This is a genomic window from Blautia sp. BIOML-A1 (assembly GCF_009883055.1).
In the GTDB taxonomy this organism is placed as follows: Bacteria; Bacillota; Clostridia; order Lachnospirales; family Lachnospiraceae; genus Blautia_A.
This window is the reverse complement of the sequence record NZ_WWVR01000024.1, coordinates 1-13,236: the sequence shown is the minus strand read 5'-3', so window position 1 is coordinate 13,236 and position 13,236 is coordinate 1. Positions and strand designations below refer to the sequence as shown.

The 13,236-nt window shown below is 43.3% G+C and carries 12 protein-coding genes; 1 reads left to right on the top strand and 11 read right to left on the bottom strand.

Annotation, left to right across the window (positions count from 1 at the left end; genetic code table 11):
- The 11 genes from GT674_RS11245 to GT674_RS11195 form a co-directional block, all read right to left on the bottom strand.
- Entirely contained in the window at positions 1–1,275 is a 1,275-nt protein-coding gene (locus GT674_RS11245; protein WP_161285778.1) for a sn-glycerol-1-phosphate dehydrogenase, read from the bottom strand.
- Positions 1,276–1,480: 205 nt separating this feature from the next.
- Positions 1,481–2,941 carry a serine hydrolase gene (locus tag GT674_RS11240; protein WP_161285777.1) on the bottom strand — a complete coding sequence of 487 codons (1,461 nt, stop codon included), beginning with the start codon at positions 2,939–2,941 and terminating at the stop codon, positions 1,481–1,483.
- A 138-nt stretch (positions 2,942–3,079) separates the two neighbouring features.
- On the bottom strand, positions 3,080–5,461 hold the full coding sequence (locus tag GT674_RS11235; RefSeq protein ID WP_161285776.1) for an ATP-dependent DNA helicase: 2,382 nt from the start codon (positions 5,459–5,461) through the stop codon (positions 3,080–3,082).
- A gap of 79 nt (positions 5,462–5,540) precedes the next feature.
- Positions 5,541–5,768 carry an HPr family phosphocarrier protein gene (locus GT674_RS11230; RefSeq protein ID WP_161285775.1) on the bottom strand — a complete coding sequence of 76 codons (228 nt, stop codon included), beginning with the start codon at positions 5,766–5,768 and terminating at the stop codon, positions 5,541–5,543.
- 64 nt (positions 5,769–5,832) lie between these two features.
- Positions 5,833–7,152: an aspartate kinase gene (locus tag GT674_RS11225; RefSeq protein ID WP_161285774.1), complete on the bottom strand. Its 1,320-nt coding sequence runs from the start codon at positions 7,150–7,152 to the stop codon at positions 5,833–5,835.
- A gap of 130 nt (positions 7,153–7,282) precedes the next feature.
- A complete protein-coding gene (locus tag GT674_RS11220; protein WP_161285773.1) occupies positions 7,283–7,564 on the bottom strand; it encodes a DUF2325 domain-containing protein in 282 nt (93 codons plus the stop codon).
- Between the two features lie 132 nt (positions 7,565–7,696).
- Complete coding sequence (tsaA, locus tag GT674_RS11215; protein ID WP_161285772.1) at positions 7,697–8,395, bottom strand: tRNA (N6-threonylcarbamoyladenosine(37)-N6)-methyltransferase TrmO; 699 nt, start codon at positions 8,393–8,395, stop codon at positions 7,697–7,699.
- The gene (locus GT674_RS11210) at positions 8,396–9,250 is read right to left on the bottom strand and encodes a patatin-like phospholipase family protein (RefSeq protein ID WP_161285771.1); all 855 of its coding nucleotides are present in this window, start codon (positions 9,248–9,250) and stop codon (positions 8,396–8,398) included. It abuts the gene before it with no gap.
- A gap of 7 nt (positions 9,251–9,257) precedes the next feature.
- Positions 9,258–10,532: a nickel pincer cofactor biosynthesis protein LarC gene (gene larC / locus GT674_RS11205; protein WP_161285770.1), complete on the bottom strand. Its 1,275-nt coding sequence runs from the start codon at positions 10,530–10,532 to the stop codon at positions 9,258–9,260.
- A gap of 8 nt (positions 10,533–10,540) precedes the next feature.
- On the bottom strand, positions 10,541–11,302 hold the full coding sequence (gene larB, locus GT674_RS11200) for a nickel pincer cofactor biosynthesis protein LarB (protein WP_161285769.1): 762 nt from the start codon (positions 11,300–11,302) through the stop codon (positions 10,541–10,543).
- A 52-nt stretch (positions 11,303–11,354) separates the two neighbouring features.
- Positions 11,355–11,981 carry a hypothetical protein gene (locus GT674_RS11195; protein WP_161285768.1) on the bottom strand — a complete coding sequence of 209 codons (627 nt, stop codon included), beginning with the start codon at positions 11,979–11,981 and terminating at the stop codon, positions 11,355–11,357.
- 226 nt (positions 11,982–12,207) lie between these two features.
- Between GT674_RS11195 and GT674_RS11190 the strand changes: the two genes are divergently transcribed.
- On the top strand, positions 12,208–13,086 hold the full coding sequence (locus GT674_RS11190) for an aldose 1-epimerase family protein (protein ID WP_161285767.1): 879 nt from the start codon (positions 12,208–12,210) through the stop codon (positions 13,084–13,086).
- Positions 13,087–13,236: the final 150 nt, after the last annotated feature.

The following is a 13,236-nucleotide window of genomic DNA, read 5'->3' as shown; positions in this document are numbered from 1 at the left end:
TCATTCTCCTTCTATTCTGAGCATCCGTAAGATTCTTAAGAAACTGAGTCTCCGCCTTACATAAGGAGCCAATTTCAGACTCTGAGGTATAATTTCCTCCGACAGACCGATTTCATACACACTCCGTTTACATCCCGCTCTGTCCATCATGCGAGCAAGTTCTTCTTCCTCCGGAAGCTCCTCTATAAGACCGGCAATTTCATCCAGACAAGCCTCCAGCCTTGCCGGACTGATCTTCAAAAGAGGTTCCGGTGTATTTTCCTCAACAATTCCCTCAAAAAAGCCTCTGCTTCCAAAAGTCTTCTCAAGAAGTTCCGTGTCATCTTCCCATTGTGTGCGGACACTGCATCTTCCCTCCCGGATTGCTCTTGCAACGCGTTTATATTCCCGGAGAACGATCATCGTTCCCACAGAAACCATTTCTCCGTGAAGTGCATCCAGAGGGCCATTGAGCACTTCCAGTTCCCACAAATGAGAAAGCTGATGTTCCGCACAGGAAGCAGGTCTGGAATTGCCGGCCATCTGGGTTGCCAGACCGGATAAGATCAGAGCATACATCAGCTTCTCACAGCTTTCTTTATCTCCTTCTGAAATATCTGCCAGACAGGAGCGCACCGTCCTCATTGCTTTTTCCTCTAATTTAATGATTTCATCACATATATATTCGTCTGTCAGCATATGGGCGATCTTCCAGTCCAGAAGACAGATATATTTTCCCAGAAGATCCGATACGCCTGATGAAGTCAGACGCTTAGGTGCCTCTGCAAAAATATTTGAATCAGCATAAACAGCAACAGGCGGTACCGACTGTACTGTCTTTTTGAGTCCATTCCAGGTCATTGCCGCAACTGTAGATGTGAATCCATCCACACTTGCTGCCGTTGGAACAGAAATAAAGGGAATTTTGTACTGAAAAGCCATATACCGGCTGATATCATGGATCGTTCCTGTTCCTACTGCCAGGATCAGGTCAATATCTTCTTCCATATTATTCTCCACGATCTTGATCGCATGCTGATCCGCATGGAGCTCCTCAGCGTCCAGTACAAGCACCTGACAGCGGTCATAAATATCCTCCATGATATCCTCTGTCACCTTGCATGTATTAGTATCACAGATAAGAAGCGGTGATATATATTTCTTAAGAAAGCCGTCCGACATTGCCTCTTCAAGCTTTTCTACTGCTCCTTCTTCAATTAAAATTTCCTTTACTTCTACATGGTGATTCTTCCCGCACCCACAAGGTCGGGCAAAGTCATCCGTATCGACTCGCATGTAATTTATTCCTCCTGATTTTATACTGTGTCTGATGAAATCGTTACTGTTCACTCTGTTCACAGCAACTTAGTCAAAATCTATTCCAGATTATTACATTTCGATATTATACATGATTTCCTGCCAAAAAGCAACGCAGGCAGGTATGTATCTATCAGGCTATATTCAGGTAAAATTACTGTTCACTCCGTTCACAGCAACATATTCAGAGATTAAGATAATTATAGACCATGCTGGAAATATTCCGGATATTTTCGACAGCATCATCACTGTTTTTCCAGCCCTCTGACATCACACACAGGACATATGTAGTTTTAGCTCCATATACAATTGCAATATCATGCTGATCCTCGTCAGTTTCTCCGGTCTTATTTGCCGTCTCTACTTCATCCTTTATTCCTGCCGGGATCTTTGTTGTATTCTCCTGTTTCTTCAGAAGTTCCAGCATCTGCTCAGATGCTTCTTCGCTGACACATTCCCCTCTGTAAATCCGTTCCAGCAAAAGTCCACAGTCCTTTACGGAGGTCATATTTCTTTCACCCAGACTAAGCTTTGGAGAAGCCGATGGATGAAGAGTGCTCTGATAACTTGTCTCCATATATCCTTCTTTTTCCAGATATTCATTTACCTTTCGTGCCCCATCCAGAAAATCATGTTTCTCTGACTGCAGTCTGCCAAGTTCATTGCAGGATTCATTGTCGCTGACAGTGATCATATTCGTCAGAAGATCATCCACCTTTATCTGTACTGCCGCATTCTCTGCATCCGTTTTCATCTGCTTCGCTTCATTTTCAAGAACAAGTTCCATATCCTCAAACGTCTTTGCCATCACAAATGCCTTGATAAGACTTGCCGAATACATTGGCGTATCATTCAGGATAATTTCCTCTCCTGTTTCCAGATCCTGGACATAAACACTCCAGCTGCCATCGTACCCTGCAATTACGGATTCCAGCTGAGGCTTCAGATTTTCTATTCCAAGATTTTCTAATTCCTGTACCTTACCGGTCTCATCTACCGGAAATCCATCCGGTGTGGTTCCGGCCTCCTGTACAAGCACACCATTCGTACCGCCAAAATAATATGTTCCGGAAAACATCTGTCCATTGGATGACATTTCCAGTTCATGCATTCCGGTCTCTGTCACCATTCGTCCATTTTCATCAAAATAGTAGTATCCGTTAAATGTGATTCCATCCATTGTAAGATTATCTATATATCTCACCTGAGGGGCTGCCGTCAGCTTTCCAAGATTATTCACCATATAATATCCGTCAAAACTCTGTTCGACTGTGTCTCCATTTTCATCAGGTTTCATGCAGGTAAGATTGCTGATCTTTACAATGTGAGGACTTTCTGCCCGATAACAGCCACTTTCATCATGATAATAAAATCCATCCAGCACTGTTCCATCGATTTTCATTTCATCAAAATAGTGTACGGCTGCCGCCGCATCCTTACCGCCATCTTCTTTCAGACAGTAAAATCCGTCACTTTTCATGAGATATTTGCCTGATCTATCCTGGATGGGTCTGATCTGTGCTTCTTCCGTAACGGACAAAAGACTGTCCGAAGCTGCTGCTGTACTTACAGTCACACTGGAAATCGTCAGACACAGGCCAAGTGCCAGAGCTGTTATTTTTTTATAGCTGCGTTCAGATTTCATTATCTTCTCCTTTTATGAATAAGGTTATTCCCACTTATAATAACCTGTTTTTTGCAGACTGATTGTTCATAGTATAACCGAAATCCTGTATATGTCAAGCATTCCTGCCGAACACGATATGCCGGATATTTGTTTTTCTCAGACAGATTTATTTTCATCCTCTATTGCTGTCTGCTTCCAGAATTCATGAAGAGATTTTTCTATCGTTCCGATCGTACAGGTTTTCACTGACGACCATTCTTTCGGAAAAAGAGCCCTGTATTCCCGATTCCAAAAGCGTTCATCCATAAGCAGGATCACACCTGTATCCTCTCTGGTACGGATCACCCGTCCAGCCGCCTGAAGCACCTTATTCATTCCCGGATAGCGATATGCATAATCAAAGCCAGATTCTCCCTTCTGGTCATAATAATCCTTCAGGACTTCTCTTTCAAAACCAATCTGCGGAATTCCTGTACCAATAACCGCCACGCCGATCAGCCGGTCTCCGATCAGATCAATTCCTTCCGAAAAAATTCCTCCCATCACACAGAATCCCAGAAGTGTTTTCTCTCCCTGTGCCTGGAATTCCTGTAAAAATTCTTCACGCTCCCGTTCATTCATAGAGGCCTGCTGACAGATACAATCTACCCAGTCAGCAGAAAATTCTTCCTGATATACTTTAAAAACATCCTCCAGCAGTTTATAGGAAGGAAAAAAGATCATATAATTTCCCTTTTTCTGCCAGGACATTCTTGCAATATACTCTGCGATCCTGTGATATTCCTCATATCCTCTTCTTGTATATTTACTGCTGACATCACGACAAAGAAGAAGACATCTTTTTTTCTCCTCAAAGGGAGAATTTACATACATTCCAAAATTTTCATTTCTCGTACTCAGCATTTTTCTATAATATGGAAGGGGCAGAAGTGTTGCCGAAAAAAACACCGTACTGATGCCACGATCCAGACATTTCTGCAGATTGGCTGCCGGATTTACACAAAACAGTTTCATCCGAAACTTTCCGTCTTCGCCATTCAAAACATACGTCACATAATTTTCATCTGTCAGTTCCGAGATATTCAAAAAATCACGCACTACAAAATAAAAATCCAGAATCCCATCTCTGAACTCCTGTGACGGTGGTTCTTCCAGCAATTTGTCCATCTCTCCCTGAATACCCAAAAGAGTGATTGGCAGCGTTCCTGCATTTTCCAGAACTTTTCCTGTTAAGCTGCATTCCTTCTGCACAGCATCCATCTGCCTGATTGCTTTTCCCAGCATACGATACAGTCTGCTGCTGTATGGACGGACAAATTTACGAACATCTTCCATTTCCTTTTTAGATATGGCTGCACTGTACATTTCTCTTCCACGTTCTACCAGATTATGGGCCTCGTCGATCAGAAAAATATAGTTTCCTTTTATGTTTTCTCCAAAAAATCGTTTTAGGTAAACATTTGGATCAAATACATAATTATAATCGCAGACGATTCCATCCATCCAGATGGCAAGATCCAGCGTCATCTCAAATGGACAGACTCTATATTTTTCTGCCTGTCCAAGAATCGTCTCCCTGTCAAAATTCTCTGTTTCTGTCCACAGTTCATATACGGCATCATTTACTCTGTCATAGTGTCCTTTTGCGTAAGGACATTTCTGTGGATCACAGTCCATCTCATCACAAAAACACAGCTTTTCTTTTGCCGTGATCGTGATCGATTTGAAATGCAGGCCATTCTTCCGAAGAATTGCAAATGCATCTTCTGCCACCGTCCTCGTGATCGTTCTTGCCGTCAGATAAAAAAGCGTTTCTCCTTTTCCGTTTTCCATAGAACGGACTGCCGGAAAGATTGCAGACATCGTCTTGCCGATTCCTGTCGGAGCCTGAATAAAGATCTGTTCTTCTTCTGCTATCGCATGATAGATTCCTGCTACCATTTCTTTCTGACCTTTACGGTATGAAAACGGAAATTCCAGATTTTTCATGGACTCATTTCTCTGTTTTCTCCATGCCAGCTGATAGGATATCCATTTATGGTACGAATCAGTAAGTTCCTGGTACCAGTTCTCAAGCTCCTCTCTGGTAAGTGTTTCTCGAAATCTTCGTATTTCTTCTGTGTCAAGCTGCCCGTAGGTCATCTGAATATCGATACTCTCCAGCTCATGCATCTCCATATAGATCCAGCCATAACAAAGTGCCTGTGCCCGATGCACTTCCACCGGTTTTTCCAGACTGTCCAGACTTCTGTAAATACCTTTTATCTCATCAATACAGATCGTTTCTCCCTCAGAAAAAATACCATCCGCTCTTCCCTCTACATACAGGATCAGATCTTCATATTCACTTTCTTTTTTTAGCGGAACCTCTGCCTGATAGGTACTTCCCATCTGTTTCTGGATTTTTCTGTGCAAACGACTTCCTTTCAGCATTGCTTCCTTGTCGGCCGCCGTTGTGCCGCCACTGGTCAGATCTCCGCTTCTTAAAATAAATTCCACCAGATTTCGGACTGAAATACGAATTATCGGTTTTTCCATTTTATATCTCCATTTATATAAAAAGGCACATATCCCTTTTCTGAATATGTGCCCATTCCCGCCTGGATTTATAACAGGATCATGCAATTGCAAATTTATCCATGACCGCATTAAATCTCTGGCTTTCCCCATAACATCTGACCGTCAGTTCCCGTGTAAGATCCATGCTCAGAATCCCGAGAAGAGATTTGGCATCGATGATAATTCTGTTATAGGAAATATCAATATCAAAACTGCATTTTGCAGCTTCTTTTACAAACTCCTGTACGTCTTCTGTCTCATTTAATTTAATCTGTCTTTCAATCATTTCTTCATTCTCCTCTGAACTCAACCTCAAAAAGACCCGGCTTCCCGGATCTTTTTATTTAGCTTTAGATCTGTGTCAGAACAAAAATGTCATAAATTGCTTTTAATGCAGTCTCAAAATCTCTGTTCTCCACACCGATAATGATGTTCAACTCACTGGAACCCTGATCGATCATCTTGACATTCACATGTGCATGTGCCAGTGCTGCAAACACACGTGCTGCAGTTCCTCTCTGTGATTTCATGCCGCGGCCTACAACTGCGATCAGAGCAAGATCTGATTCCATCTCTACAAAGTCAGGCTGTACCGCTCTGTGGATTCCGGCAATTACCTGCTGCTCTTTTTCTTCAAACTCATCCTGATGAACATAGATTGTCATAGTATCAATACCTGACGGTACATGCTCAAAGCTGATTCCCTGATCTTCAAATACCTGAAGTACCTTTCTTCCGAAACCAACTTCACTGTTCATCATGGATTTCTCAATATTGATAGAACAGAATCCTTTCTTGCCTGCAATACCTGTGATTACATATTTTGGTTTACGGCATGTACTCTCTACGATAAAGGTTCCCTTATCATCCGGACGGTTGGTGTTTCGGATGTTGATCGGAATTCCCTCTTTACGTACCGGGAAGATTGCATCCTCGTGAAGAACCGTCGCGCCCATATAGGAAAGTTCTCTCAGCTCACGGTAGGTAATTGTCTCAATAACCGCCGGATTCTCAACAATCCTCGGATCTGTTACCAGAAAACCGGAAACATCTGTCCAGTTCTCATAGAGGTCTGCATGAATTGCCTTGGCTACCAGAGAGCCTGTAACATCAGATCCCCCTCTGGAAAATGTTTTGACCGTTCCATCCTCCATTCCACCATAGAATCCCGGAATAACTGCCTTCTCGCATTTCTGAAGACGTTTTGAAAGGAGTCTGTCTGTCTTATCTGCATCAAAATTTCCGTTTTTGTCGAAACGGATGACGGTTGCCGCATCTACGAACTCATATCCAAGATATGCCGCCATAACTTTACCATTAAGAAACTCTCCTCGGGATGCAGCGTATTCTGTACCTGCCTGTGCCTTGAAATCTGCTTCGATCTGACGGAATTCTTCCTCCAGAGAAAAATCCAGCTTCAGACCCTTGATGATCTCATAAAAACGTTCTTTGATCTCGTTGAGGATTCCTGTAAAATCAGCACCTGCTGCTGCCTTGTCATAACATGCATACAAAAGGTCTGTCACCTTTGTATCTCCGGAATATCTCTTACCCGGTGCAGACGGTACCACATAGCGTCTGCTCTCCTCACTTTTAATAATATCCCCAACTTTTTTGAACTGCTCTGCGTTCGCAAGGGAACTTCCTCCAAATTTTACAACTTTTTTCATAATACTTATCACCCTTCTGTGTTCCTCGTGACAGTTCCCGCACTGTCAGTATTTGTTGCAAATCCGCTTATATTGTATTGAAAAGCAGAAGGTTTTGCAAGTATTTTGGCGAAAAATCTTGAAAAAACTATTATGCGCAGTACTCACGGAGAATATTTTCAAGAGCAGATGCACTGCTGGTATGGCACCGACATACCGGAATCGATTTTCTTTTTGCTTCTTCAACCGCACAGTTTACCATCTTATGAGATACCGTGCTGGTAAACAGGATCAGAAGATCCGGTGCACCTATTTTCTTCTTCATGGCACCTTTTTCCTTGGCAAAAACTTTTGCCTTACATCCGAACCCTTTACAGATATCTTCATACTGACATACCATTCTTTCATTTCCACCAACAATTACAATACTCATATTCTCACCTCTTATTTGTTATTCTTATCTAACTTCGATTTCTAAAATAAAGCGGCACAGTATGTCCGCCCTATTTTTAGTTAGCTTATTCTAACCTCTGTAAGTGTATGGTATCATATATTGCTTCGTCTGTCAAAGGATTTTTTGTTCTGTCACATCACAGACAAAAAGGATATCGTCTTTTACCTGAAAACGAATATCCTTCTGACCATAGGCAATCCCGTAAACCCTCTCTGGATTCTTCTGATATCTTGGACGAGGATCATTCGCAAGCACTTCCAGCAGTGCCTCCCGCTGTGGCTTTGGTATCTTCTCCAGCAGAGCTTCTGGAAATTCCACCTTCAGAATATGTTCTTCAATATGATCGGTAAATCCTCCTTTTGCCTTTGGATGACTGTCCACATACGGAAGATATGGTTTGATGTCATAAATTGGTGTTCCGTTCATTAGATCTGCTCCCGAAATATGCAGTACCGGTCCAAACTCTGGATGATATTCTATCTTTTCAAGACAGACGGATGACAGTCCCAGATGATTCGGACGAAACGGAGATCTGGTCGCAAATACTCCCATTCGCGTATTTCCCCCAAGCCTCGGCGGCCTTACTGTCGGAGACCAGTTTTCTCTCACTGCTTCCGAAAACTGCCAGATAAGCCAGATATAACTGTAATCTTCCAGACCCCGAAATGCTTCCGCCACCCGGTATTCCGGTTCAAACACAATGGTCGCCTTCAGTGCACTCAGACGGTTACTCTGATGTGGTATCCCAAACTTGGTCGGAAAATCATTATGGATCCTTGCTATGACCTTCATATTATGTTGTTCTGACATTTATTCTTCTTTCCCCTCAGCCATCCATTCCTTCAGTGCCTTCATTCTGACTCTCGCCTCCATCATACCCTGCTCATATACACTCTGGATCACATCGAGATCTGTTTCCATACGACTGATATTCAGTTTTTCTGATGGCTGGATCACAAAAACCTCTCCAGCTTCCTCCAGACGGTGGATCTCTTTCAGTGACTTATTATATACAAGGTGTCGTTCTTTCAGCGCCCTGGCGAACTCCGGATATTTATGGTATCTCAACTCTGCCATCCTGGGATTCTGAGGCTTTTTTATATAATCTCTGTGCTGTGTGAGAATCACTACATTTCTCTCATATCCCATCTTTCTGAACTGTTCTACCGGAATACTGTCTGTACATCCGCCATCTAACAGTTTCATTCCCTGATATTCTACAATCTTTGACACATACGGCATAGATGCAGATGCACGCAGAACATCGATCTGATTCATCATATCTGTCACTTTTATATATTCTGCTTTTCCTGTTTCTACATTAGAACAGGTCGCATAAAACTCTGTATCCGACTTCAGAAATGTCTCATAATCATATGGATCCAGTCTTTCCGGGATGTCATGATAGCATAACTTTTCTCCTACTATTTCTCCTGTATGAACAAGATTCCACATACTCATGAAATGTCTGTCATTTCTGTATTTCTTAAAGTAGCGGATACTTCTGCCTTTCTGCCCTGACACAAAAGAACATCCGTGAAGTGCCCCTGCTGACACTCCGATAACTCCATCAAAATGTAATCCCTGCTCCATAAATACATCCAGCACACCTGCGGTATAAATACCACGCATTGCTCCGCCTTCCAAAACCAGTCCTGTCTTCATTATTGTCTCACCTTTCTGTCTTCCAGCAGTCTAATATCCTGTCATATGCTTCTCGAAAGCTTAATCCCGCCTCTTTTGCAAGAGCGGCTGCACTTTCATATTCCGGATAGCACCGTTTCGTTCCATTCGGAAGCGTACAGATCTTCACCTGCGCTTTTCCTACAGGAGTCTGAATCTCTTCCTCGCTGCGCCTCAGAATTGTCCTGTCCAGTTCATTCCGTCTGATACCGATCGTCGTCGTTTCTGTAAAAATAATCTCTTCCATCCTGGAGATTTTTTCTTTCTTACAGAGAACCACCAGTTCATATGCCGGCCTGTTTTTCTTCATAAAAACCGGTGTATAGTGTACCTCTCTCGCACCGTTTTCAAGAAGTGTCTGCATTACATGTCCCATAGCCTCTCCGCTGCAGTCGTCAATATCCGTTTCCAGACGCCAGATACGATCTGACTCCTGTGTTTCTGTTTCCGTCTGGCAGATCAGCATTGCTCTTAGAATTCCCGGGCAGCGATACTGGCGTTTACCTGCTCCAAGTCCCGTCGCCAAGATTTCAAAACTCTCCGGCAATTTTTCTGAAGTCCTGATCGCCGCCACGACTGCCGCTCCCGTCGGCGTTACCATTTCTCCCTCGATATCTGTGATCTTGAGCTTAAGGTGATGCATCTGTGCCACATTTACCACAGCGGGCACCGGCACCGGAATCTGGCCATGCTGACAGCGGATAAATCCGGTTCCGTCACAGAGCATCGGTACGATAACTTCTGTAATATCCAGATCATCCAGACATACCGCGATCGACACTATGTCTACGATGGAATCGATCGCTCCGACTTCATGAAAATGTACCTTCTCCACAGAAACACCGTGTGCCTTTGCCTCTGCTTCTGCCAGGATTTCAAAAATCCTGAGTGCTGTCTGCTTTGCCCTTTCTGTGATGGAAGATCTCTGGATGATTTCCCGGATTTCTTTCATTCCTCGATGCTCATGGTCATGCTTATGCATATGTCCATGGCCCTGATGTTCATGAGATTCCTCCATGTTCTTTTGTCCATGAAGATATTCCATATCATGATCGTGGTTATCCTGATCCAGGATCACAGAAAAATCGCAGGCATTCAGTCCTGATTTTATAACTCTTGAAATTTCTATCCGAAATCCCTGAACCAAAAGACCGGAAAGAGCCTCCTCAAGATGCTTCTGGTCTGCACCAAGATCCAGAAGTGCTGCAACAGTCATATCACCGCTGATTCCCGAATAACATTCCAGGTATAAAGTTTTTCCCATAATAACTCCTATTCTTCCTCTGTTTCTCTGACTGCAAGACGGTTGATCTGTGTTGCAATGTATCCTGCGCCATATCCATTGTCAATGTTCACCACCGCAATCCCGTTTGCGCAGGAATTGATCATCGTCAGAAGTGCAGAAAGTCCATGCATGCTCGCACCGTATCCTACAGAAGTCGGCACTGCGATCACCGGTTTATCCACCAGCCCGCCGAGAACGCTTGCAAGCGCCCCTTCCATTCCTGCCACTGCAACCACACAGTTTGCCTCCTGGATCACATCCAGGCTGGAAAAAAGTCTGTGGATCCCACTGACTCCAACGTCAAAAATACGATCTACATGTGCACCAAAATATTCTGCTGTCTGCGCCGCTTCTTCTGCAACAGGAATGTCAGCTGTGCCAGCTGTACAGACTGCAATCTTTCCTGTATGTTTCTTTTCTTTTTTTTCTATTTTGATGATATGTGACACCTCATCATACTCTACGCCCGGAAGAAGCTCCTTCACCAGCTCATACTGGTGTCTGGAGGCCCTGGTTCCCAGAACCTCTCCGTTCTGCTCATACAGCTTCTGAAAGATACGGACAAAATGTTCGTCCGCCTTGCCGCTGCAGAAAATTACTTCCGGAAAACCGGAACGAATTTCCCTGTGCGAATCCAGTTTTGCATAATCATCCATTTTCTCAAAGGGTTCTTTTCGAAAATAATGTTCCGCTTCCTCCAGTGTAATCTCATTTCGTTTAAACCGAGTCAATATTTCTCTTGCTTCCAAAATATACCTCCTGAAAAACAAAGGAGCATGCCAGCCGCATCCTCCCTGTCCGTTACTGTATATGATACAAAATCATTCCGCCTTTTTTGTCATATCCGGTATCCCAGAGTTCTTTCAGTGAAAACCATTTATATTCCCCGTAGGAAACTGCTTTTACCAGCAGATCCTCCTCTGTTTCTCTGTAACCGGCAAGGATAAACCAGTGCCATATGTAATCCTCCAGATGACCGTTTTTGTTCTGATGCTTCAGCAGCAAATATGGAATCGGACTGTCACTGTCGATCTGTCTTCGGACGGCATCCTTTGCCTCCTCATAACTGTGGGTACCGTGAAAAGCCTCCATTTCGAGCGTTTCTTCGTTTACATCCTTCAGATATTCTCCAAAACCTTCCATAAATAATTCCAGGGTATCGATCCCGTTCGGTCTTGGACAGAGATAATGCTTCATAATATATGCAAAATCATGATATTCTTCCCATGCAATCTCCGTAAGTTTATGCGGATACAGTTTATGCTTACCTGCTCTGCGGGCAAAATAAATACAGCTCTCGCAAGCTGCCACTGCACCACATCCCCCATCTCTCATCGCAATTTCCGGAAACAAATCCTGATTTCCACCGTAAGATTCCTCTACAAAGAAGTAATCCAGTTCATTTTTCTTATGTAAATCGGTCTGCATCACCATTTCCCCCTCCCCATCATCAGCACCAGACCGGTACTATGCAAGTAACTATATCACATTTTGCAGCAAAATTAAATACTGTTTTTTTCCGGAAAAATATCCGGAAAATTTTTTCTTTTTCTGTCGTTATCCTGCATAATTTCTGCTATACTTACTTCAAACTGTAACTGTCCAGTACCCTCACAGTTACCCTGAATCAAATATTTATTATGGAGGTTTTTCTATGATACACACACTTGAAAACGACCAGCTTCGTATCAAAATCGCCGATCACGGTGCTGAACTGTCAGAAATCTACGATAAGACAAACGACCGCCAGGTACTCTGGAATGCCGATCCTGCCTACTGGAAACGCCATGCTCCGGTTCTCTTTCCGAATGTCGGACGCTATTATGAAGACCACTGTCTGATCAATGGCAGATCTTATACTTCCGGTCAGCACGGATTTGCCCGCGATATGGAATTTATCTGCACGGACAAGACCGATACATCCGTTACACATCTGCTGGAATCCACCGAAGAAACTCTCAAACACTGGCCATATATCTTCCAGCTCTACATCACGCATACACTTAACGAACGTAATCTGACCGTCTCCTGGAAAGTTGTAAACAAATCTCAGGAAACCATGTACTTCACAATCGGTGCGCATCCAGCCTTTAACGTACCGGTCCTCCCTGATACCGTACAAAGCCAGTATCACCTCACCTTTAATGGATCAAAAGAACTGAGCTACCACCTGCTCAATCCAGAATACGGCACTGTCATTCCTGACACAACCTATACTCTTCATCTTGAAAATAACTCCTACCCGATCGATGAGCACATGTTTGACCACGATGCTCTGGTCTTTGACAACGGTCAGATTACAAAAGCCGGGATTGCCCTTCCGGATGGAACTCCTTATGTAGAGATCAGCTGTGATGGATTCCCCAACTTCGGCATCTGGTCCGCTGCTGGTGCTCCGTTCGTATGCCTGGAACCATGGATGGGCCGCTGCGATAATACAGGATACGATAAAGAATTATCTCAGAAACCAAACGTCAATGAACTGAAACCAGATGAAATTTTTGATCAGTCTTATATGATCTCTGTTAAATAAAAAACACAGATTTTCCTGGCCATAAGATAAAATAGAATTATCATCCATACAAATACTTTTTAAGGAGCATTCTTGTAATTCATTAAAAGCGCCAATTGAATAAAAAAGAACCTCAAGGTATGATTGAGTTGCATCTTGGCGGATGTAAGC